Below are 21607 nucleotides of genomic sequence, written 5' to 3' on the forward strand. Positions count from 1 at the left end.
TGCCGTCAGCCGCTGCTGCTGGCCGCCAGCACCCACAGGCTGCGCGGTGGCAGGGTCCAGGCACCCGCCTCGTCCGGCTCCACCGGCGTCTCATCGGTCTGCAGCAATACGCGCCGGAACGACAGCGCCTCATCCGACACGTGGAACCGCTGCGGCTGGTCCCCGGCGTTGAGCAGCAGGGCAAGGCTGACATGCCGTCCAGGCTCGCGCAGGCCGCTGTCGGGACTTCGACCGTCCAGCACAATCAGCAGTGCCCGCAGCGCTGGATCATGCCAGTCCGCCTCCTCCATCGTGCGGCCATCAGGATGCCGCCAGTCGATATCGCGCAGGCCCAGTGCTTCATCGTATTCACCGCGCAGGAACCGGTTCCTGCGCAACAGGCCGTAGCGCCTGCGCAGTGACAGCGCGCGGCGCACGAATGCGACCTGGGCCTGGGCGGCGGGTCCCGCAGCACGCTCCCAATCGATCCAGCTCAGCGGGTTGTCCTGACAGTAGGCGTTGTTGTTGCCCTGCTGCGAATGGCCGAACTCGTCGCCGGCCAGCAACATCGGCGTTCCCTGCGCCAGCAGCAGCGTAGCCAGCAGGTTGCGCATCTGCCGCGCGCGCAGGGAGAGGATCGCCGGATCGTCGGTGTCGCCCTCCACGCCGTGATTGCTGGAAAGATTGTGCGAATGCCCGTCGCGGTTGTCTTCGCCGTTGGCCCCATTGTGTCGATCGTTGTAGCTGACCAGATCGTGCAGCGTGAACCCATCGTGGGCCGTCACCAGGTTGATGCTCGCCGAGGGGCGCCTGCCATGATGTTCGAACAGGTCGGCAGAGCCGGTGAAACGCGTAGCGAACTCCGGCAGCTGGCCGCCATCGCCGCGCCACAGCGCGCGCACCGTATCGCGGAAGCGGTCATTCCATTCCGCCCAGCCTGGCGGGAACTGCCCCAGTTGATAGCCACCCGGGCCGATGTCCCATGGCTCGGCGATCAGCTTCACCTGGCTCAGGATCGGGTCCTGGCGTACCGCATCGAGGAAGCTGCCCGAGGCGTCGAAGCCATGCCGCTCGCGGCCGAGAATGGTGGCCAGGTCGAACCGGAACCCATCCACCCGCATCTCGGTCACCCAGTAGCGCAGCGAGTCCATCACCATGCGCAGCGCGCCGGCATTGGTCAGATCGAATGTGTTGCCAGTGCCCGTATCGTTGATGTAATAGCGGCGATCATCGGCCAGACGGTAGTAGCTGGCATTGTCGATTCCCTTGAACGACAGCGTGGGGCCCAGCTCGTTGCCCTCGGCCGTGTGGTTGTAGACCACGTCCAGGATGACCTCGATCCCGGCATTGTGCAGCCGCGCGACCATCTGCTTGAACTCGGCCACCGTACCCAGCGACAGGTAGCGCGGTTGCGGCGCGAAGAAGCCAATGGTGTTGTACCCCCAGTAGTTGCGCAGGCCACGCTCAAGCAGCTGCTGGTCATCCACATAGGCATGCACCGGCAGCAGCTCAATGGCGGTCACGCCAAGGTCGCTGAGATGGTCGACCAGCGCATCATGGCGCAGCGCGGAAAACGTGCCTCGTTCGGCCTGCGGAACACCGGGGTGCTGCATGGTCAACCCGCGCACGTGCGCTTCGTAGATCACGGTGCGGTCCCAGGGCGTGGCGGGCGCACGCTCGGCGCCCCAGCTGAAGGCGGGATCGATCACGGCGCAGCGGGGCATGTAGCCGGCGCTGTCGCGGCGGTCGAAGCTGAGGTCGCCATCGCGATGGCCGAGGGTGTAGCCGAACAAGTGTGGCGCCCATTTCAGCTCGCCGACGATCTGCTTGGCGTAGGGGTCCAGCAACAGCTTGTTGGGATTGAAACGATGGCCTTCCTCCGGCGCATACGGGCCATGCACCCGGTAGCCGTAGCGCTGTCCGGGCCTCACATCGGGCAGGTAGCCATGCCAGATCTCATTGGTGTATTCCGGCAGCGCGATGCGTTCCACTTCGCGGTTGCGGGCGTCGAACAGGCAGAGCTCCACCCGGGTGGCATGCCGTGAGTACAGCGCGAAGTTCACGCCCAGCCCGTCCCAGGTTGCACCCAGCGGGAAGGGCCGCCCTTCGCGCACGCGCGAGGTCTGTGCCCATTTACGGCTGGCCATCGCTTCCCTCCTCGCCGCGCGCGGCGGCAATCTCGGCTTCCACCAGCCGCTCGGCCATGTGCCAGTGCCGCTGCTGCTGGTCGTCCGGGCGACCCTCTGCTTCCCAGATCTGGTGTGCCAGTGCCTCAATCCGCTGCCGTCGTTCCCTGCTGTCCATCCCTACCTGTCTCCTCGTTGATCCATATTGCCAGCGGGCTGCCAGCCAGAAGCCTGCCCACATCCGCGGTTGCGTTGAAATGTTCGATGCGCCCGTCCAGCAGGTTGCGCATGGGGCCTGCTGGGAGCCCGCGCAGCGTCACGCCGGTACCGACCTCGTGCGCCGTGCGCAGGCCGGGACCGGGCATGGCGGTGGGCGAACCACGCCGCACGATCACCAGCAGCACCTGCGCCTCATGCCTGCGCGTGAATGCCAGCCAGGGCGAGGGCGCAGGCAGGGATAGCCAATGCAGCTGGCCGCGCAGGAACAGGCACGGATGCCTGCGGCGGCAATCCAGCAACTGCCGCAGCAGTAATGCCTTGATACCACCGTCCCGCCACTCCTCCAGCAGCGCGGGCCACGCGCGCGCGTCGCGCAGCCACGCCTGCCGCGCCGGAAAGTCCACGGCACGCCGATTGTCCGGGTCCACCAGGCTCAGGTCCCAGCCTTCGCCGCCCTGGTAGAGGTCGGGCACGCCGGGCAGGCAGTGCTGCAGGCACAGCTGTGCCAACCCATTGCTGGCGCCTGCCGGCGCGATGCGCGCCACGAAGGTCGCCAGCGCCTCCCGCACCGGCTGCAATGCTGCTGCATCCAGAAGTGCGTGCAGCCACTGCGCGGCGGCCTTCTCCACGGCCACGTTCGGATCGGACCAGCTGCTGACCCGTTTGCCCTCGCGCAACGCCTTGATCGACCACTGCACCATCCTCGATGCGAAGTCGGCGCTCGGGTCGCCATGCATCGGCCACGCCGCTACGAGCGCCTGCCACAGCGCATACGCCTCCGCGCCTGGCAATGGCAGCGGCATCCCGGCCTTGGTCGCCATCCGGCTCCAGCGCCGTACCTCGGCCCGCCACTCCGTCGTGCAGGTGCTGAGCACTGCCAACCGCGCGCGGCTGTCCGCCCCGCGCTTGTGATCATGGGTCGCCAGCGCGAGCAATGCTTTTGGATGGCGCCGCAAGCGCACCGCGGCATGGTCCAGCAGCTCGCGCCCCTCCATGCCCAGCCGTTGCGGATCACTGCCGACTTCATTGCGCGACAGCAGCCTGAAGTAGCGATAGAACCCGGTGTCTTCCACCGACTTGGCATTCAACGGCGCGGCCAGTTGAGCGAAGCGCACGCGCAGCGCGCTATCGGCAAGCGCGTCGCCCGGAAGCCCGCGCAGCAGCAGATCCAGCGCCGCGCGTGCCGCACCGTCCAGCGCCTCGCGTGCCGCCGCGGCGGCGTCCGCCAGCGCCTTTCGTTCGCCCGCCCCCTGCAGCGAATAGGGCCGGTAGGTGCGGTAATGCCCCAGCACTGAAGCCAATGCGCGCGCCAGCGCAGCCAGTCCGATATCGGCTTCGGCCAGCCGTGGCTGCAGAACCTGCTGCGCGCTGCGCAGCAGCCGCTGGAAATCAGCGTGAAGTGACGTGCGCAGCAGCATGCCGCGGGCACCCTGCTGCAAGTCGTCAAAGCTGCGCGCGTCGCCACTCGCGGCTTGCCAGGCGCGTGAAAGCGCGGGTGCAGCTGCCGGGTCATGCAGCCACGCACCAACCTGGTCCATGAAGTCATAGCCGGTCGTGCCGTCGCAGGCCCAGCCATCGGGCAGCTGCTCGTCCTCCGCCAGTATCTTCTCCACATGCACGCTCACTGACTGTGGGTCACGACCGCCGGCCGCGCAGGCCGCGTCGAGCGACGCACGCAGCTGGTGCAGGTAGGCACCGGGCGAAGACAGGCCATCCACATGGTCAATGCGCAGGCCGTCGACCCAGCCCTCGCGTACCAGCCGCAGGGGCAGTGCGTGCACTGCCTCGAACACATCCTCGCGCTCCACTCGCAGCGCGGCCAGTTCGTTGATATCGAAGAAGCGCCGGTAGTTCACCTGATCGCCGGCCGTGCGCCACCAGGCCAGTCGGTAATGCTGCCGCTGCAGCAGCGTGTGCAACCGCTCAACGCTGCGATTGCAGCGTTCGGCCCACGCCGGCCACTGCGCCGGTTCCAGCGGATGGCTGCGCGGCGACAGCGGCAATGCCAGCCCATGGTGACGCAGCACGGGCCTCGCGTTGTCCGCCACCACGCGCACCACGCCGTCGCGCACGGCGTCGTGCAACGGCCGATCCAGTACAGGCAGCCAGAGCCGGCCCTCGCAGCCCGGCGCCTCCCAGTCGATGTCAAACCACGCTGCGTGCGGGCTTCGACGCCCGTGCATCAGCACATCGCTCCACCACTGGCTGTGCGGGGACGCCGCCAGATGGTTGGGTACGATGTCCAGGATCAGGCCCATACCGTGCGCGCGCGTCACTTCCGCCAGCTGCCGGAAGGCCGCTTCACCGCCCAGTTCCGGATTGATGCGAGCCGGGTCGATACCATCGTAACCATGCTTCGACCCGGGCACCGCAGCAGCGATCGGTGACAGGTAAAGGTGGCTGACGCCCAGCGCGGCGTAGTAAGGCACCTGCGCGGCAGCCGCCCCGAGGTCGAAGCCTGCGTGCAGCTGCAGGCGCGCGGTGGCACGCAGCCCCGTCATTGCCCGGCCCTGCGGCGCGTGGCACTCAGGCGCGCCACGCGCGCATCGGCAGCGTCAGCATCCCATGTCGGCGGCAGGCGGCGGCGCCAGTTGGGATGGCCGTCGACAGTGCCTGGCAGGTTCACCTGTGCGCGACCGCCCAGCGCATCTTCCAGCGGCAGCAACGCCAGCCGGGACGCCGAGTGGGCGACCAGTGAAAGCGCCCCGGCGTCCAGCGGCGCGCCCGCGCCGCCGGCCACCGCAGACAGTGCCTGCGCGTCGCTTGCGCGCGCGCGCAGTGCCGCGGGCAGATCCGCCAGCTCACCCAGGCGTGCACGCCAGCGCAGGTCACGCCCGCGCAGCCAGCCGGCCAGCGGCGGCAGGTCATGGGTGGAGGGCATCGCCACCGCATCGCGGCGCCACTGCGGCGCCGGCAGGAAGCGCGCGCCGTTGCGGGCAAACGGCAGCACCTCGATACCCAGAATGCCCCGGGCTGCCAGCCGCTGGCGCATGCCCGGCGGAACCACGCCCAGGTCTTCGCCGATCAGCACGCAGCGATGCCGCCATGACTCCAGCACCAGCAGGTTGATCAGATCATCGAACGGATAGCGCAGGTACACCCCCTGCCCGGCGCCCGCGCCACGGGGCAGCACCCACAGCCGCAGCAGGCCCAGGATGTGATCGATGCGCAGCCCGCCGCGGCCGGCCATCACGGCGCGCAGCACGCGGAGGTAGGGTGCGAAGCCCTCGCGCTGCAACGCCAATGGGGACCAGCTGGTGATGCCCCAGGCCTGGCCAAGCGGATTGAACGCGTCCGGCGGCGCACCCAGCTCAAGTCCCTGCAGCAGATCAGCACCACCGGTGCATGCCTCCACGCCCTGCGGCGCGCAGCCCACGGCCAGGTCGGCAATCAACCCGATCGACGCGCCCTCGGCGCGCAGCATCGCTTGTACCTGCGCCCACCCCTGCTGTGCCAACCACTGCGCGAACGCATGGTCGTCCGCGCTGCCGGTGAGGGGGTCGGCGGCATGCTGGCAATAGTGCCGCAGCGGATCGCCCTGCACGGCACACCAGGTTTCGATCTGCGCGCGCTGCACCGGTGCCTGCGATGCAATCCATTGGCGAACCTGCCGCAGCCAGCGCCACTTCACTGCCGCCGAGTGCGGCCAGTCGATGCGACGTGCGGCCGTCCCTGCTTCCACGGCCGCCGCCAGCGCTTCGTCCCCGCCCAGTACGCTGTTGGCAGCATCGGGCAGTACCTGCGGCAGGGATACCTGCAGCGGGTCGAGCCAGCGCCGGTCGCTGGGCGAATAGGGGCTGTACCCCGGGCCCGGTGGCAAGCCCGCGTGCAGCGGACTCAACGCCAGTGCGTCGCCGCCGTGGCGGTGCAGCAGCTCGCTCCACCGCGCGCAGCCGGCGCTGTCACCGATGCCGGCATCACTGGGCGCGCGCAGGCTGTAGACCTGTGCCGACAGGCCCCAGCCGCGCAACATGCCCTGCGGCCACCAGGCACGCTGTGGCGCCACTGCCACCGCCCATTGCTGCCCGCCCTGGCACCACTGCCAGTAGCCCGGCTGGTCCGGCACACGCCAGCGCCCTCGCGTGTCGGCACGTGCGGGAAGCTCCGTGCCCTGGTCATCCACCCAGCACGCTGCGCCCGTTGCCTCCGGCATCATCAGCAGCTGCCCGCAGCACGCTGTGCGCAGGCCTGCGTGCTCGGGTGCCGCATCCCGCTGCAGCCCCTCCAGCACGGCGCGCAGCACGTCCGGCGCGACCTCGCGCTCGACACCGGCCACGTCGGTCCAGCGATCCAGCAGGCCCGCGCGGCGCGCCGCCTCCCGCACCGCCGCATCCGTACTCATGCGGCAACCCAACAAGCAACCACGCCGCCGCCTGCCGGCAGCATCCCCGCAGCGTCCGGCCCCACGACGCACTCGCCGGCCGGCACCGCATGCGCTACCGGCACCGGACCCACGTTGATCGCGATCCACCACTGGCCAGATGGCAACTGCCAGCCCGCCTGCACCGCGCCTTCGCCCAGCACGCGCGCACCCAACGACCTCGCCTGCAGCACACCAGGCTGCAGATAGCGCCTGCGCAGGGTCAGAAACCCGCTCGTGCAGCGCAGCCAGTGCTGCGACCAGGGATCATCGCCGGGCGGCGGCGTGTACGACGCCTGCAGGGTGGCCGGGTCGTTCGGATCCGGAATACGCGCGCGCGCGGCGGCGTCGGCAAAGGCGCTGAAACCGGAGAACTCGCGGCGACGCCCCTCGCGCACCGCCTCGTCCAGCGGCGGCGCGTAGTCGGTGAAGAACAGGAAGGGCGATTGCGCCTGCCACGGTTCGCCCATGAACAGCAGCGGGATCATCGGCGTCAGCAGGGTCAGCGCCAGTGCAGCGCGCAGCGGGGCGGGATCAGTCAGCATCGACAGGCGCTCGCCGAGAGCGCGGTTGCCCACCTGGTCATGGTTCTGTGCGAATACCACGAAACGCGCGGGCGACAGGTCGGCACTGGGTTCGCCGCGGGGATCGCCGCGCAGATCCGGTTCGCCCTGCCAGGCGAACCCCTCGGCCAGGCAGCGGGCCAGCAGTGCTTCAGCGCGACCGGCGTAGGCCGCGTAGTAGCCCTCCTGCTCGCCGGTCAGCATCACGTGCAGCGCATTGTGGAAGTCATCGTTCCACTGCCCCTGGTAGGCGCCGCGCAGCCACCGCGCCTGGTTGCGCTCGTTCTCCAGCACCAGGTGCGCGTGCGGGGCCACTGCGCGTACCTCATCGGCCAGGTGCTGCAGGAATCGGTCATCGTCAATGGCGTGCACCGCGTCCAGGCGCAGGCCATCCAAGCCGTAGTCGCGCAACCACATCAGCGCATTGTCGATGAAGAACCGTCGCACCCAGGGCTGGCGGAAGTCGATGGCCTCGCCCCACGGCGTGCTGCGATCGTCACGGAAGAACCCACGCGCGTAGTCGCGCAGGTGGTTGCCCTGCGGTCCGAAGTGGTTGTAGACCACATCCAGCAGCACCGACAGCCCAGCGTCGTGCGCCGCCTCGATGAAGGCCCTCAGCGCTGACGGCCCGCCGTAGGCATGGGCCGGCGCATACGGGAACACGCCGTCGTAACCCCAGTTGCGCTGCCCGGGAAACTGCGCGACCGGCATCAGTTCAATGGCGGTGATGCCTATCGCGGCCAGCATCGGCAGCTGCGCGGTCAACGCCGCAAAGCCACCGCCGGCCTCGATATGCACCTCATAGATCACCAGGTCCTGCCAGGCATGCCCGTGCCAGGCAGGACCCGTCGCGTCCGCATCCAGCACCACCGCGCTGTCGCCGTCGATGCCGTCCGGCTGCCAGCGCGAGGCCGGGTCGGGTATGTCCTGGCCGGAAGGCAGGCGGAACCGGTAGCGGTCGCCATGCGATGCCGGTACTCGCAGCCAGTGGCAGCCGTCCGGGTCGCGTTGCATCGGCCGCTGGGTGCCGTGCAGGCACAGCGCCATCGTCCTTGCATCCGGTGCCCACACGCGGAACTCCACACCTTCGCCGGCCACCGGCCATGCGCCCAAGCGCGGGGCCACTGTGGTCATGCTTCAACCTGCAGGTACAGCGTAGACAGCGGGGGCAGCGTCAGCCGCAGCGACTGGGCATGACCATGCATCGGACTCGGCTCGGTATGCACCGCACCGAGGTTTCCCGCATTGCCGCCACCGTAATACCCGCTGTCGGTGTTGAGACGTTCGGTCCAACGGCCCGGTTGCGGCACGCCGACCCGGTACCCGTCGCGCTGCACCGGGGTGAAGTTGCTCACCACCAGCAGGGTGCGGCCGCTGCCGGCAGGATCCCGGCGGATGAAGGCATAGACGCTGTTCCGGTTGTCGTCGGCCACGCTCCAGGCGAAACTGCGCTCGTCACGCTCGTCACGATACAGCGAGGGTTCGGCGCGGAGCACGGCATTGAGGTCGCCCACCAGGCGCGACAGGCCCCGGCCCTCACCGCTGGCCGCCTGTACCCAGTCCAGTGCCGCATCGTGCGACCACTCATGGCCTTGGCCGAACTCACCGCCCATGAACAGCAGTTTGCTCCCGGGATGCGCCCACATGAAACCGTAATACGCGCGGAGCTGGGCCAGCCGCTGGGCTGGCTCGCCTGCCATCTTGGCCAGCAACGCTCCCTTGCCGTGCACCACCTCGTCATGTGATAGCGGAAGCACGAACCGCTCGGAGAACGCGTAGACCAGGCCGAAGCTGATCTGGCTGTGGTGATGCGGGCGATGGACCGGATCGCGTCCCAGGTACTGCAGGGTGTCGTGCATCCAGCCCATGTTCCATTTGTGGGTGAAGCCAAGCCCGCCCTCCTCCACCGGCGCGGTCACCCCCGGCCACGCGGTGGATTCCTCAGCAATCACCAGCACGTCCGGGAAGCGCTCCCGCAGCGTCTGGTTCATCCGCCGCAGGAAAGCGACCGCCTGCAGGTTCTCGCGCCCGCCTTGCTCGTTGGGTACCCATTCCCCCTCGGCTCGGCTGTAATCCCGGTACAGCATCGACGCCACTGCATCCACGCGCAGACCGTCGATGTGGAACCGCTCCACCCATTCCAATGCACTGCCGATCAGGTAGGCGGCCACCTCGTTGCGGCCATAGTTGTAGATCAGCGTGTCCCAGTCGGCGTGCACCCCTTCGCGCGGGTCGGCATGCTCGTACAGCGCGGTGCCGTCGAACCCGGCCAGGCCATGGGCATCGTTGGGGAAATGGGCGCTCACCCAGTCCACGATCACCCCTACGCCGGCCTGATGGCAGCGGTCCACGAAGCTTGCGAAGGCCTGCGGTGTACCGTGGCGTGCCGTAGGCGCGTAGATCCCCAGCGGCTGATAGCCCCAGGAACCGCCAAAGGGATGCTCGCTGACCGGCAGCAGCTCGATGTGGGTGAAACCGAGTCCGGCCACGTACGGAATCAACCGGTCGGCCAAGGCATCCCAGTCCAGCGGCGTACCATCGTCGCTGCGCTGCCAGGAACCCGCATGCACTTCGTAGATCGACAGCGGTGCGCGGATTGCTGCCTGGCGGCGGGCAGCCAACCATGCGTCATCGTGCCACTGCATCGGCGCGGCCGAGGGCACTCGCGAGGCGGTAGCCGGTGGCAGCTCGGCCCAGCGCGCCATCGGGTCGCACTTATCGGGCATCACCCGGCCGTCGGCGCCGACAATGCGGAATTTGTAGCGGGCACCGGCCTGCACACCGGGCAGGAACAGTTCCCACACGCCGGCGGTGTGACGCAGCCGCATCGGATGGCGTCGGCCGTCCCACCCGTTGAAATCGCCAACCACGGCGACCCGCCGGGCATTGGGCGCCCACACCGCGAAGCGCACACCCGCTATGCCCTGCACCTGCATCGGCACCGCACCCAGCTGCCGCGCCGCATCGGCATCACCGGCATGGAACCGCTGCAGCAGTGCCTCGTCCAACAGTGGACCGAACGCATAGGCATCGTGCACCTGCTCCACGCCCTGCTCGAAGTGCAGGGCAAGCAGCGGTATCGCTGCGTCGCCGGCCGCGCCCTCGAACAGGCCTGGCAACGGGCCGGGGGACAGGTCCCAGCGCCGCCCGTCGTCTGCAATCACCTCGACGCGCTGCGCGTGCGGCACCAGCGCGCGCAGCTGGCGTCCGCCTTCTGGCTGGCGATGCGGGCCCAGCCAGGCGAATGCATCGGCCGGGCGCGCGTGGACGAGGTCCTCCAGCGCCGGCGCGATGCGCTGGTCCAATCCCGTCTCGGTGATGGCTTCATCCTCCAGTGCGGCCAGAGGCAGGCTGTCGTGGCTCATGCGGCCACCTGGCAGGTCTGCTGGTACAACGCCAGATACGCGCGCCCTGCCGCATCCCAACCGCCCGGCCGCAGCATGGCCGCGCGGCGCATGGCCTGCAGCAGGCCGGGCAGGCGGAAGGTGCGCATCGCCCGTTCCACGCAGCGGCGCAGGCCATCGGCATTGGCGCCGTGGAACAGGAATCCGGTCACGCCATCCTCAACGGTATCGACCAGCCCGCCGGTCGCGTGCGCGATGGGCAGGCAGCCGAAGCGCTGCGCGTACATCTGGCTCAGCCCGCAGGGTTCGAAGCGCGAAGGCATCAGCAGGAAATCGGCACCGGCAAACATCTGGCGGGCCAGCGCTTCCTCGAACCCGATGAAGGCACCCACCCGCCCCGGGTAGCGCCGGGCCAGCGCCTGCACCTGCGCTTCCACCTGCGGCTCGCCACCGCCGATGATGACCAGCTGGCCGCCGGCCGCCACGATCTGTGGCGCCACGTCGCAGGTGATGTCCAGGCCCTTCTGGTGCACCAGCCGCGAGACCACCGCGAACAGCGGCCCGGTCGACGGCGCCAGCCCGAACGCCTTGCGCACCGCATGGGCGTTGGTGGCGCGCCCGGTCCACTCCCCAATGCCGAAGTGGGCCTTGAGATGGATGTCGCGGCGTGGGTCCCAGCTGGCGTCGATACCGTTGACGATGCCGCTCAGGTGCCCGCCGGCCGCGCGACGCGCCAACAGATCATGCAGCCCGCAGCCGTCATCCGGGGCGGTGATCTGCTGCGCGTAGCGCAGGCTCACCGTGTTCAGGCGCGTGGCATTGGTGATGCCGCCCTGCAGGAACGACATCTGCCCGTGGAAGTGCAGCTCATCCAGATGCTCGGCCGGCACGCCCAGCACCGGCGCGAGCGCGTACGGGAACAGCCCTTGGTAAGCCAGGTTGTGGATCGTCAGCAGGGTCGGCACCGCCGTCCGGTCCCAACGCACGTAGGCTGCTGCCATGGCCACCGGCCAGTCATTCAGGTGAAGGAGCTGCGGCGACCAGTCCAGCCCGGCACGCCCGGCTGCAATCTCCGCTGCCGCATGCGAAAGCGTGGCGAAACGAACTGCGTTGTCCTTCCACTCCTGGCCCTGCCCGTCCACGTAGGGCGAGCCCTCACGCTCGTACAGCTCCGGCGACAGCAGGACGTAGATCGGAAGGCCGTCGGCCTGCACGGCCATGCCGATCGTGCACGCCGGCAAGCCGGCCCGCGCGCTGACCTGACCCACCCGCTGCAGCTGTGGCAGGCGCTGCAGTACCTCGGGGTAGCCAGGCAGCAGTACGCGCGAATCACAGGCACCGCGCACCGCACGCGGCAGGGCCGCGGCTACGTCGCCCAGGCCACCGGCCTTGACGAAGTCCGCCATCTCGGTGGCAACGAACAACACGCGCTGCACCAGTTCCGGCAGATCCAACGGTTGCGAGTGGCCGCAGCGGGTGCCGATCGGCACGGGCGTAACGGGAGAGAACGCAACGGGTGGAGCGGATTGGGTGGCGCGGGCCATGGGGATGATCTCGGATGCTTCAGGCAGACAGACACCAGCGGCGCCCGGACGGGCGCTGATACTGGGAGGGAAGTCGACGCAGGACGTGGGGGACGCCAGCGAGAGGCTCAACAGGACAATAGCCCTGCATGCGATCAACCAATCGTGAAGCCATGGCGATTTCTTTGTGACAACACGTCATGAGCTCAGTACGCGAGGTCGTGTTCATCACGCGCATGCGCCCGGTGCCCTTCCTGTAGGACCGAACCTTCGTCCGGCTGCTGGAACGCCCGTTTGCGACCTGGGCACAGCGCAGGCGCGGCCATGCAGAAATCTGCCTGCGACACCCGGTCGCAGCCCTTCGCGTCACGCGCTTGATCAATGTCAAACCAACCACCGCCGCGCGGGCGTATTTCTATGCAGGACCCGAACACGCCGGCGCTACCGGCATCCACAAGGACCCTGCGATGAGCTACACCCCCGACAACGCCCAGCTGCTGACCGCCATGCAGAACGTCATGGTGATCTCCACCACCGACCTGCAGGGCAACATCACCTACGCCAACGACCTGTTCTGCACGCTCACCGGCTTTGCCCGCGAGGAACTGATCGGCCAGCCGCACAGCATCGTGCGCCATCCGGATGTGCCCAAGGCGGTCTACAAGGACATGTGGGACACCATCAAGGCCGGCAAGACCTGGACCGGCATCGTGCCCAACCTCGGCAAGGGCGGCGTGCTCTATGTGGTCGACACCACCGTGCAGCCGCTGTTCGACGCTGACGGCAGCATCACCTCCTACATCAGCATCCGCCGCGTGGTGAATGATCTGATGCAGAACTACGACCTGGTCGAGTTCAGCAAGGAAAAGTTCGACGACTTCTACGAGGCCGCGTGAACGCCGTCCCGACCAGTACGCCCTTCAGCCGCCTGCTGGTGGGTTTCGCGTCCGAGTCGGGCAATGCCCGCGCCTTGGCCCAGCGCCTGGGCGCGGACCTGCAGCCGCACGGGCCGCAGGTGCTCCCGTTCAACGACATCGACGTGGCCAGTCTCGGCCAAGGCGATGTGCTGCTGGCGATTTCCAGCTCGTTCGGCGATGGCGAGCCACCGGCCAATGGCGAGCAGTTCTTCGAAACACTGCGCCAGATACCGACCCTGAGCGGCCTGCGCTATGCAGTGTTCGGCCTTGGTGACACCAGCTACCCCAGCTTCTGTGGCTTCAGCAAGGCGCTGGATGCGGCGCTGCGCGAGCGCCAAGCGCAACCGCTGCTGCACCGCGTGGACGCTGACCGGGGCTACGAGCAATTCTTCCAGCAATGGCAACCGGTGCTGGGCCAGGTGCTGCAGGGCGACCTGAGCGCTGGGCAGGACCTGCGCCTGCAGGTCACCGCCTACGGCGAAGACAATGCCTTTGCCGCCCCCATCCTCGAGCGCCGTCGCTTGAACAGCAGCGACCCGGCGGCTTGGCACCTGCAGCTGGACATTGCCGGCAGTGGTATGGCCTACCGCGCGGGCGATACCCTGCACGTGGTGCCGGAGAATGACCCTGCCCTGCTGCAGGCATTGGCCAGCTGGTACGGCGACACCGCCGCCATGGCCACCCTGCATGACCGCGAGCTGCGCCTGCTGAGCAAGGGCCTGCTGCGCGAACTGGCCAGGCTCGGCGGCAGCGAGGTCCTGAAAGGCCTGCTGAAGGTCAGCCAGAAGCGCGAGCTGGAAGCCTGCCTGCATGGCCTGGACCTGCTGGACGTGCTGCAGGACCACGCCACACCGGACAGCGTTCCGCTGGCCCGGCTGCGTGAACTGCTGTCACCGCGGCTGCCGCGCGCCTATTCGATCGCCTCGCACCCCTGCGACGACCAGCTGAGTCTGTGCGTGCGCGAAGTGCACTACACCCTGCGCGGCCGTGAGCGCTTCGGCACTGCCACCGGCAGCCTGCTGCATGGAGGCGACCATGCCCGTGTGTACTGCCGCTCCAACCCTGGCTTCCATCTCCCCGACAACGGCCAAGCACCGCTGCTGCTGGTCGGCACCGGCACGGGCATTGCACCGCTGATGGGCCTGATCCAGGAGCTGCAGGCCAGCGCCTGCGAACGCGAGGTGCACCTGGTGTTTGGCGAGAAACACTGCCAGCACGACTACCTGTATCGCGACCAGCTGCTGGACTGGCACACGCGCGGCCTGCTGGCCGGCCTTCATACCGCGTTCTCGCGCGATGGCGCTGAAAAGGTCTATGTGCAGCACGTGCTGCAGCAGCGCGCCAGCGAGGTGCGTGATGTGCTGGCCCGCGGCGGACACGTGTACCTGTGCGGCAACAAGAGCCACCTGGAGGGCGCGGTTCGCGAGGCCATCGATGCCATCGGTGGCGAGGGGCATTGGGACGCGCTGCGGGGTGAGGGCCGCATCCATTGCGAACTCTATTGATCCGTTCATCCTGCCGAGCCGAGCCCATGTTCGGCCGCTGTCCGCGGTGTCGCGCAGAGCTGCCGAGGATGGGCGCGGCGCTACAGGTGGCGGATCAACCGCCGACGATACGTCCGTCCACCACCCGCGCCACCTGCTGGCCGAACATCGCCACATCCCGTGGATCGTGACTGATCAGCAGCAGCGGGATGCCGGTCCTGCCCAACGCCATTTCCAGCTCCTGACGCAGATGTTCGCGCAGGTCATGGTCAAGCGCGGAGAACGGTTCATCCAGCAGCAGCGCCTGTGGCTGCGTGACCAGCGCACGCGCCAACGCCGTGCGCTGGCGCTGGCCACCGGACACCTGTGAAGGCAGCAGATCGCCCACCGTGTCGATGCGGAACGCGTGCAGCCACTGCTCCACCGCGTCGAAGCGTTGGCCGGGACGTGGATTCAACCAGCCCTTCTGCAATCCAAATGCCACGTTCTGGCGCACGCTCAGATGCGGGAACAGCGCGTAGTCCTGGAACATATAGCCCAGCCGTCGACGCTGGGGCGGCAGGTTCACACCGGCAGCCGCATCGAACAGCGCCTGCCCCTGCAGGCGCACGTGCCCCTGGTCCGGGCGCAGCAGCCCGGCAACCGCCTTCAGGGTGAGGCTCTTCCCGGCACCAGAGGGACCGAACAGCACCACTTGCTGCTGCGTGCACTGCAGCGACACATCCAACGCGAACTCCTGGCCCGCCGCGCGCAGGTGACGTTGCACGAGCAGGTCAAGCCACATTGCGCAGCTCCCGGCGACGCCCGCCTACCAGCCGTGCGGCGAGCAGCAGGATGACGATGCACACCACCGAGGTCAGGATCACCAGCGCATTGGCCTTGCCATCCTGCCCCGCCTGCACCGCCTCGTAGATGGCGATCGACAGGGTTTGCGTGCGTCCGGGAATGCTGCCCGCCACCATCAATGTCGCGCCGAACTCGCCCATCGCGCGCGCAAACGCCAGCAACAGGCCAGCGAGAATGCCGCGCCAGGCCAGTGGCAGCGTGATGCGGAAGAACACGGCCGCTTCAGAAACACCGAGCGTTCGTGCGGCCTGCTCCAGCTGCCCGTCCACTTCCTCGAACGCAGCGCGTGCGGGCTTGAAGACCAACGGCAGCGAGGCCGCCGCCGCAGCGATCACCGCCGCCTGCCAGGTAAACACCAGGCTGATACCGAACCACGACTGCAGCCACGCACCGATCGGGCCGTTGCGGCCGATCAGCACCAGCAGGTAGTAGCCCAACACCGTCGGCGGCAGAACCATCGGCAGGGTCAGCAGCGAATCCAGCAGCTCGCGGCCGGGAAAGCGCCGGCGCGCCAGCAACGCGCCCAGTGCTACGCCCAGCACCAGGTTGATCGCGGTGGCCCACCCGGCCACCTTCAGCGACAACCCCAGCGCGCTCCAGTCCAGATCCATGCCTCAGGGCTTGCCGAACCCGTGCTTGGCCAGGATGGCCTGGCCCCGTGCGGAGCGCACGAACGCGGTGAAGCGCTTGGCCTCCGCCGACTGCGCACTGGCCTTGATCACGGCCAGCGGATACGCAATGCGACCGGCCACCGGCACCGCAAAGGCGCGACGTACCCGGTCGGGCATCGCCTGCGCATCGGTGGCATAGACGAAGCCGGCATCCACTTCACCGCGTGCCACGTAGTCGAGCGACTGGCGCACGTTCTGAGTGGTGATGGTCCTGCCCTGCACCGACGCCCATAGGCCCGCCGCCTCCAGTGCACCCTTGGCATAGCGTCCGACCGGTACGCTGTCCGGGTTGCCCAGTGCGATGCGTTTCACGCCGGTACCGGCAAGGTCCTCCAAGGTGCGCGGCGCGGCCTTCGCCTGCGGCGGCACCACCACCCACAGTGCATTCACCGCGAATACCTCGCGCGTTCCCGCAGCCAGCAGGTCCTGCTGCTGCGCCTGGTCCATCGTGGTTTCATCGGCCGAAGCAAACACATCCACCGGCGCTCCACGGTTGATCTGCTGCAGCAGCACCCCGGAGGCGGCGAAGTTGAAATCCACCTTGGTGCCCGGGTGCGCCTTCTCGTACGCCACGCCGAGCTCACGGAAGCTCTCGGTCAGGCTCGATGCCGCCGACACCGTCAGGTTGGCCGCCCACGCCGGCATCGCAGCCAGCATTCCCAGCAACAACAGCCCCGCTCGCTTCATGGCCGGCTCCTTGGTTGTCTGATCAGTCCCGTCCGGATTCCCGGCTCACGGCCAGTTCCGCCAGACGTTCGGGTTGCAGCAACAGCATCTCACGTTGGTTGACTGCAATCACACCTTCATCGCTCATCCGGCGCAACACCCGGCTCACGGTCTCCGGCGCCATCCGCAGGTAGTTTGCGATCTCGGTACGGGCCATGCTCAGGTTGAAGCGGGTGGCCGAGAAGCCGCGCCGTGCATAGCGCTCGGAAAGATCCAGCAGGAACGCCGCCATGCGCTCCTCGGTGCGGTGGTTGGCGGCCAGCGTGGCGATCTTGCCGATCTCGGCACTGAGCAGGCTGAACAGCCGGGCCTGCAATCCCGGCATGCGTGTGGCCAGCAGGCTCAATCGCGGGAAGGAAATGCGGCACAGATAGACCGTGTCCAGCGCGACGGCATTGCAGGGAAAGCGCGCGCCGTGGATGGCATTGAGCCCGATCACTTCACCAGGCAGGCTGAAGCCCAGCACCTGCTCGTTGCCCTGGCTGTCGTCAACGAAGGTCTTGACCATGCCGGCACGCACGGCAGCGATCGAGTCGAAAGGATCACCGGCACGGAACAGGTAGTCACCGGCCTGGAACGGACCCACGTGGTCCACCAGCACGTGCAGCTCGCCCAGCGCGGTCTTGTCATAGCCCTGCGACATGCAGGCATCGGAAAACGCGCAGGTGCTGCAGAAATGCAGCGCATCGCCGTCATCGGCTGCCGCAGGATTGGGCGTGGCCGGTCGCGACGGAGAAGGAGCAGAACGATTCAGGGGCATTGCAGCAACGCAGGAACGAATGCCCCCATCATACGACAGCATGCTGCCCGCCCCTGCGCAATGCACCTACTCCGACGCAGACTGCGAACGCGGTTGCGCATCACGCTGCCGCACACTGTCGCGCACATCCACGTCGAACTGCAGTTGCAGCGTGCTATCGTCGTCCAGCGCGATGCTGAAGCCCAAGCCATCGCGGCAGGGCAATCGCTGCGCCAACGCCTCGACCCCTGCACGCGGCAGCACCCACCGGCAGAACGTGCCGCCATCGAGCAGCACCGCCTGATCGCCGCCATGCAGCGACACCGCCACACCCCAGCCACCGCTACCGCCAAAGCGGGTCAGGTTCTCCACCGACTCACCTGCCAAAAGGCGCGCCAGTTCCTCTTCATCCACGCGCAGGCGCATCGATTGCTGTTGCAGCTGGACCTTCATGATGCGGCGGACTCCCATTCCGACGGGGTATTGCAGTTGAGCAGCAACGCCCGATCCCCTGGTGCCAGTGGCAACCGGGTCACGCCCAGGCGCTCCTGCAGGGCGCGCAGTGAACGGCGCGCCGCCGGGTCATCGATCAAGGCCTGCAGCACGCGGCGGCAATGATCATCGATCTGCAACCGCATCGGCAATGGCTCGTCGGCAAACATCGCGCAGGCAGTGCCTTCTGCCAGGCCCAGTCGCTGAAGCAGTCCCGCGCTCAACCGTGGCGTATCCACCGGCACCACCCACGCCGGCCCGTCAGGCATCCGCATTGCCACGCTATGGAGGCCACCCAGTGGACCGCATCCAGCAACGCGATCAGGGATGCCGCTGAAGGCCGGATAGTTGCCGCTGACCCAGACCTCGCGCGCGCCGGCCTGCGTCAGCAGGCCCCGCATGTGCTCCAGCAGGGTGCGGCCCTGCCACAGCAGCATGGCCTTGTCCCGGCCCATCCGGCTGGACAGGCCACCGGCCAGCACGATGCCGTTGATGCTCACCGCAGCAGGGCCACGCCATGCGTGGCTGCACCGGCCGGATGCGCGGGAAACGCCCCATCGCATGCTGCGGACCTACCCAACCCCGTGGCCACCCGAAGGGCACAGTCAATGCCGATCATCATGTGCAGGGTCATGGAGGTGCGAAGCCTCGCTGTCGGCATGGCAGAGGCTGCAACCCTCGCTCCACGCGCTGTCGCCATCCAGGTAATGCTCCTGCTTCCAGATCGGGCACTGGTGCTTCACCACCTCGATCAACTGCCGGCAGGCGCGGAACGCCTCGTCGCGATGCGGGCTGCCTGCGGCCACCACCACCGCCACATCACCAATGCCCAGCCGGCCCCTGGCGTGGGCCACATACAGCTTCAGCCTCGGGCCGAACGTGGCCTCGACCTCGGCAGCCAGGCGCTTGAACTCGTTCAGCACGAGCGGCTCGAACAGGTCGTAGGTGATGCCGGTCACTGCGCGGCCGATGTTCACATCGCGCACCTTGCCAATGAACACATCGATGCCGCCAAATCCCGCATCGGATACCGACGCGATGCCTTCGGCCGGATCGATTGCAGCGTGTGCACGGTCCACCACCCTGACGATGACGTTCGCGCTCATGACTCAGCCCCCGCTTACCGGCGGCAGGATCGCCACCCGGCCGTCAGCCGGCAGCATGTCGTGGTCGCGCAGCACGCGCTGCTGGTCGGCAAACGCCGAATAATCCAGCAGGCCAGCGCGGAACCCCGGCCAGCGCACCGGCAGCAGCTCGCGCAGCGCCTGGCGCAGGTCGGCCACGGTGCCACCGGCCACCTCCACCGCGATCTCGCGGCGGGCGTCCAGATCGGAAAACGCACCGAACAACTGCAACGTCACCTGTCTCATCACGTTTCCTGGTTCACCAGTTGCACCGGATCATGGTGGCCCCAGCCCTGCACGCGCACATAGGTGCCCGCACTGGCCAGGTCACCGTCGGCCTCCAGCACTACCCAGGCGTTGGCCTGTAGCATGGACATCAAACGGAACGACTCCTGCCCACACAGCACGCGCGCGCTCAGGCGTCCCTGTGCGTCCATCTCGACCCGCGCCCGCGCGTGAAAGCGCAGGCCGCGCGGCTTGCGCACGTCGGCCTGCAACGGCAGCTGCAACACGGCCTCCGGTGCCAGCCCCAACAGGCGGCGCAGCACCGGTTCGACGAAAAAGCGTTGGCCCACGGCTGCCGACACCGGGTTGCCCGGCAGGCCCAAATACAGCTCGCCGTCGGGCAGCACCGCAAACAGCAGCGGCTTGCCCGGGCGGATTGCCACCTTGTGGAACACGATACGTGCACCGCGCTCACGCAGCGCGTCGGGAATGAAGTCGTAGCGGCCAGCCGACACCGCGCCGGTACTGACCAACACCTGTGCGCCGGCGGCCAACGCCTCATCCAGCACGCCATTGAACGCGGCCACCTCATCACCCACCGTGCCCTGCCAGACCACCTCGGCACCGGCCGCCTGCAGGCGGCCCACCAGGTAGGGGCGATTGCTGTCACGGATCTGGCCCGATTCCAGCGCCTGCGCCGCATCGGTCACCAGTTCCTTGCCGGTGGCGATCACTGCCGCCTTTGGCCGCGCCACCACTGCCACCTCGCCCACGCCAAGGGCGTGCAGCAGGGTGCGGGCATTGATATCCAGCACCTGGCCGGCGCACAGCACGCACTCACCCTCGCGGACGTCCTGGCCGCGCAGGCGCACGTTCTGGCCCAGCTTCACCGTAGAGGTCAGTGCGATGCGGGTCGGTCGGCCTGCGTCGCTGGCAAGGATCTGCACATTCTCGACCGGCACCACCGTATCCAGCCCGGACGGCATGCGTGCACCAGTCATGATTTCCCAGGCACCCTCCCCGCCTTCGGCGCCAGCATCACCGGCGGCCTGCCAGCCCTGCACCGCGAATGCGGTACCCGGCTCGAATACCCGGCCCTCCGCCCGCAGCGCAAAGCCATCCATCGCCGAATTGTCGAACGGCGGCAGCGACTGCGCACTGTGGATGTCACTGGCCAGGGTACGACCACCGGCCTCATGCAGTGACAGGCGCTCGGCCGGCAGTGGCCTGGCCGCGCCCAGCAGGTGCTGCAAGGCCTCGCTGTAGGGAATCATGAGTGGCCACCGCCATCGACCATGGCCAGGGCGTGGCCCACCACCGGCGCCAGGATGTCCAGACACTGTGCCGCCGCTTTCGGGCTGCCGGGCAGTGCGAAGACCAGCATGTTGCCCAGCTGTACTACTTCGGCACGGCTCAACCAGGCCATCGGTGTGTGCTGCGCACTCAGTGCCCGCACCATCTGCGCCAACCCATGCACCGGCCGCACATTCAAGGAACGCAGCGCCTCCGGGGTCAGATCACGCGGGCCCAAACCAGTGCCGCCCGTGCACAGGCACAGGCGCACGCCTTCGCCCGCCAGCGCCTGCAATCGGCTGGCCAACGGCTCGATGCCATCGGGCAGTACTTCGGCGGTCACGACGTCTCCGCCCATCTTCTGCAGGCCGGTTACCAGCGTCGGGCCGGAAACATCCTCATAGGTGCCGTCGCTGGCGCGGTCGCTCAGGGTGATCACGGCGCACCTGGCGCCCCCAAGGTCCCTAGGCGCACGCGGCTTGAAGCGCGTACGCTCCGCGTCGTCCATGCCATCGGGGTGCAGCCACACACCGCGCTTGCCGCCCTCCTTGAACAGCAGGCGGATGCCTTCGATGCGCAGGGCCGGCTCCACCGGCTTGCTCAGGTCGTACAACGTCAGCAGCGCCGCGTTGACCCCGGCCAGTGCTTCCATTTCCACGCCGGTGCGCGCTTCGCTGGCACATTCGCACCACACGCGGATCGCCTGCCGTTCCGGCGCCGGCGCGCAGAACACCTGCACCAGTTCCAGCGGCAAGGGGTGGCACAGCGGCATCAGCATCGAGGCCATCTTGGCGCCCTGCAGGCCGGCAATCTCGGCCATCACTAGCGCATCGCCCTTGGGCAGGCGGCGCTCGACGATCAGTGGATAGGCCACTGGGCCGGCATGCAGCTCGCCCACCGCCACCGCACGCCGGCGGGTGATGCGCTTGTCGCGGACATCGGCCATGTGGAAGGCCGCATTCCATTCCCCACTCAT

General features: G+C 68.1%; 19 protein-coding genes. 2 read left to right on the forward strand and 17 right to left on the reverse strand.

Translation table 11 applies throughout. The annotated features are described in order from the left end of the window. Nucleotides 1-5 precede the first annotated feature (5 nt). From glgX to glgA, 7 genes are read right to left on the reverse strand one after another with little or no spacing between them, the layout of a single operon-like run. On the reverse strand, nucleotides 6-2126 hold the full coding sequence (glgX, locus tag QZ853_RS16635; protein ID WP_295575530.1) for a glycogen debranching protein GlgX: 2121 nt from the start codon (nucleotides 2124-2126) through the stop codon (nucleotides 6-8). Then, on the reverse strand, nucleotides 2113-2283 hold the full coding sequence (locus QZ853_RS16640) for a DUF2934 domain-containing protein (RefSeq protein WP_080354897.1): 171 nt from the start codon (nucleotides 2281-2283) through the stop codon (nucleotides 2113-2115). The genes glgX and QZ853_RS16640 overlap by 14 nt, the downstream gene beginning before the upstream one ends. Next, complete coding sequence (gene treY, locus QZ853_RS16645; protein WP_295575533.1) at nucleotides 2252-4825, reverse strand: malto-oligosyltrehalose synthase; 2574 nt, start codon at nucleotides 4823-4825, stop codon at nucleotides 2252-2254. The genes QZ853_RS16640 and treY overlap by 32 nt, the downstream gene beginning before the upstream one ends. Next, nucleotides 4822-6666, reverse strand: coding sequence for a 4-alpha-glucanotransferase (locus QZ853_RS16650; protein ID WP_295575535.1), 1845 nt, complete (start codon nucleotides 6664-6666; stop codon nucleotides 4822-4824). The genes treY and QZ853_RS16650 overlap by 4 nt, the downstream gene beginning before the upstream one ends. Beyond that, nucleotides 6663-8381 carry a malto-oligosyltrehalose trehalohydrolase gene (gene treZ, locus QZ853_RS16655; RefSeq protein WP_295575537.1) on the reverse strand — a complete coding sequence of 573 codons (1719 nt, stop codon included), beginning with the start codon at nucleotides 8379-8381 and terminating at the stop codon, nucleotides 6663-6665. The genes QZ853_RS16650 and treZ overlap by 4 nt, the downstream gene beginning before the upstream one ends. Beyond that, nucleotides 8378-10612, reverse strand: a complete 2235-nt coding sequence (locus tag QZ853_RS16660) for a 1,4-alpha-glucan branching enzyme (protein ID WP_295575539.1) — start codon at nucleotides 10610-10612, stop codon at nucleotides 8378-8380. The genes treZ and QZ853_RS16660 overlap by 4 nt, the downstream gene beginning before the upstream one ends. Further along, on the reverse strand, nucleotides 10609-12135 hold the full coding sequence (gene glgA / locus QZ853_RS16665) for a glycogen synthase GlgA (RefSeq protein WP_295575543.1): 1527 nt from the start codon (nucleotides 12133-12135) through the stop codon (nucleotides 10609-10611). Before glgA ends, QZ853_RS16660 begins: the two co-directional genes overlap by 4 nt. A gap of 446 nt (nucleotides 12136-12581) precedes the next feature. Between glgA and QZ853_RS16670 the strand changes: the two genes are divergently transcribed. Continuing rightward, entirely contained in the window at nucleotides 12582-13010 is a 429-nt protein-coding gene (locus QZ853_RS16670; protein WP_295575545.1) for a PAS domain-containing protein, read from the forward strand. Beyond that, the gene (locus tag QZ853_RS16675; protein ID WP_295575548.1) at nucleotides 13007-14536 is read left to right on the forward strand and encodes a sulfite reductase flavoprotein subunit alpha; all 1530 of its coding nucleotides are present in this window, start codon (nucleotides 13007-13009) and stop codon (nucleotides 14534-14536) included. The genes QZ853_RS16670 and QZ853_RS16675 overlap by 4 nt, the downstream gene beginning before the upstream one ends. Before the next feature lie 94 nt (nucleotides 14537-14630). Here the strand turns inward: QZ853_RS16675 and QZ853_RS16680 are convergent, their stop codons facing one another. The 10 genes from QZ853_RS16680 to moaCB all read right to left on the reverse strand — a co-directional run bounded on the left by QZ853_RS16680 (nucleotide 14631) and on the right by moaCB (nucleotide 21607). Beyond that, nucleotides 14631-15299 (reverse strand): ATP-binding cassette domain-containing protein, encoded by a 669-nt coding sequence (locus QZ853_RS16680; protein WP_295575551.1) that lies wholly within the window; start codon nucleotides 15297-15299, stop codon nucleotides 14631-14633. After that, complete coding sequence (modB, locus tag QZ853_RS16685) at nucleotides 15289-15972, reverse strand: molybdate ABC transporter permease subunit (RefSeq protein WP_295575554.1); 684 nt, start codon at nucleotides 15970-15972, stop codon at nucleotides 15289-15291. Before modB ends, QZ853_RS16680 begins: the two co-directional genes overlap by 11 nt. Before the next feature lie 3 nt (nucleotides 15973-15975). Further along, complete coding sequence (gene modA, locus QZ853_RS16690; RefSeq protein ID WP_295575557.1) at nucleotides 15976-16719, reverse strand: molybdate ABC transporter substrate-binding protein; 744 nt, start codon at nucleotides 16717-16719, stop codon at nucleotides 15976-15978. A 22-nt stretch (nucleotides 16720-16741) separates the two neighbouring features. Beyond that, a complete protein-coding gene (locus QZ853_RS16695) occupies nucleotides 16742-17518 on the reverse strand; it encodes a helix-turn-helix domain-containing protein (protein ID WP_295575560.1) in 777 nt (258 codons plus the stop codon). A gap of 66 nt (nucleotides 17519-17584) precedes the next feature. Then, nucleotides 17585-17950 carry a hypothetical protein gene (locus tag QZ853_RS16700; RefSeq protein WP_295575562.1) on the reverse strand — a complete coding sequence of 122 codons (366 nt, stop codon included), beginning with the start codon at nucleotides 17948-17950 and terminating at the stop codon, nucleotides 17585-17587. Then, the gene (locus QZ853_RS16705) at nucleotides 17947-18489 is read right to left on the reverse strand and encodes a molybdenum cofactor guanylyltransferase (protein ID WP_295575565.1); all 543 of its coding nucleotides are present in this window, start codon (nucleotides 18487-18489) and stop codon (nucleotides 17947-17949) included. The genes QZ853_RS16700 and QZ853_RS16705 overlap by 4 nt, the downstream gene beginning before the upstream one ends. A 105-nt stretch (nucleotides 18490-18594) precedes the next feature. Further along, the gene (locus tag QZ853_RS16710; protein ID WP_295575568.1) at nucleotides 18595-19095 is read right to left on the reverse strand and encodes a molybdenum cofactor biosynthesis protein MoaE; all 501 of its coding nucleotides are present in this window, start codon (nucleotides 19093-19095) and stop codon (nucleotides 18595-18597) included. Between the two features lie 3 nt (nucleotides 19096-19098). After that, nucleotides 19099-19359: a MoaD/ThiS family protein gene (locus QZ853_RS16715; RefSeq protein WP_295575571.1), complete on the reverse strand. Its 261-nt coding sequence runs from the start codon at nucleotides 19357-19359 to the stop codon at nucleotides 19099-19101. Beyond that, on the reverse strand, nucleotides 19359-20612 hold the full coding sequence (gene glp / locus QZ853_RS16720; protein WP_295575573.1) for a gephyrin-like molybdotransferase Glp: 1254 nt from the start codon (nucleotides 20610-20612) through the stop codon (nucleotides 19359-19361). Before glp ends, QZ853_RS16715 begins: the two co-directional genes overlap by 1 nt. Further along, on the reverse strand, nucleotides 20609-21607 hold the full coding sequence (gene moaCB, locus QZ853_RS16725) for a bifunctional molybdenum cofactor biosynthesis protein MoaC/MoaB (protein WP_295575575.1): 999 nt from the start codon (nucleotides 21605-21607) through the stop codon (nucleotides 20609-20611). Before moaCB ends, glp begins: the two co-directional genes overlap by 4 nt.

The sequence above is a fragment of the uncultured Stenotrophomonas sp. genome (genome assembly GCF_913778665.1).
Classification (GTDB): Bacteria; Pseudomonadota; Gammaproteobacteria; order Xanthomonadales; family Xanthomonadaceae; genus Stenotrophomonas.

Bases quoted from the DNA above. Each gene is read 5' to 3' on its own strand.
- QZ853_RS16700 (WP_295575562.1), bottom strand. From the start codon at position 17,950: ATGAAGGTCCAGCTGCAACAGCAATCGATGCGCCTGCGCGTGGATGAA.
- modA (WP_295575557.1), bottom strand. From the start codon at position 16,719: ATGAAGCGAGCGGGGCTGTTGTTGCTGGGAATGCTGGCTGCGATGCCG.
- QZ853_RS16680 (WP_295575551.1), bottom strand. From the start codon at position 15,299: ATGTGGCTTGACCTGCTCGTGCAACGTCACCTGCGCGCGGCGGGCCAG.
- QZ853_RS16660 (WP_295575539.1), bottom strand. From the start codon at position 10,612: ATGAGCCACGACAGCCTGCCTCTGGCCGCACTGGAGGATGAAGCCATC.
- modB (WP_295575554.1), bottom strand. From the start codon at position 15,972: ATGGATCTGGACTGGAGCGCGCTGGGGTTGTCGCTGAAGGTGGCCGGG.
- QZ853_RS16695 (WP_295575560.1), bottom strand. From the start codon at position 17,518: ATGCCCCTGAATCGTTCTGCTCCTTCTCCGTCGCGACCGGCCACGCCC.
- QZ853_RS16710 (WP_295575568.1), bottom strand. From the start codon at position 19,095: ATGAGCGCGAACGTCATCGTCAGGGTGGTGGACCGTGCACACGCTGCA.
- moaCB (WP_295575575.1), bottom strand. From the start codon at position 21,607: ATGAGTGGGGAATGGAATGCGGCCTTCCACATGGCCGATGTCCGCGAC.
- QZ853_RS16640 (WP_080354897.1), bottom strand. From the start codon at position 2,283: ATGGACAGCAGGGAACGACGGCAGCGGATTGAGGCACTGGCACACCAG.
- QZ853_RS16715 (WP_295575571.1), bottom strand. From the start codon at position 19,359: ATGAGACAGGTGACGTTGCAGTTGTTCGGTGCGTTTTCCGATCTGGAC.
- QZ853_RS16650 (WP_295575535.1), bottom strand. From the start codon at position 6,666: ATGAGTACGGATGCGGCGGTGCGGGAGGCGGCGCGCCGCGCGGGCCTG.
- QZ853_RS16670 (WP_295575545.1), top strand. From the start codon at position 12,582: ATGAGCTACACCCCCGACAACGCCCAGCTGCTGACCGCCATGCAGAAC.
- treZ (WP_295575537.1), bottom strand. From the start codon at position 8,381: ATGACCACAGTGGCCCCGCGCTTGGGCGCATGGCCGGTGGCCGGCGAA.
- glp (WP_295575573.1), bottom strand. From the start codon at position 20,612: ATGATTCCCTACAGCGAGGCCTTGCAGCACCTGCTGGGCGCGGCCAGG.
- glgX (WP_295575530.1), bottom strand. From the start codon at position 2,126: ATGGCCAGCCGTAAATGGGCACAGACCTCGCGCGTGCGCGAAGGGCGG.
- glgA (WP_295575543.1), bottom strand. From the start codon at position 12,135: ATGGCCCGCGCCACCCAATCCGCTCCACCCGTTGCGTTCTCTCCCGTT.
- treY (WP_295575533.1), bottom strand. From the start codon at position 4,825: ATGACGGGGCTGCGTGCCACCGCGCGCCTGCAGCTGCACGCAGGCTTC.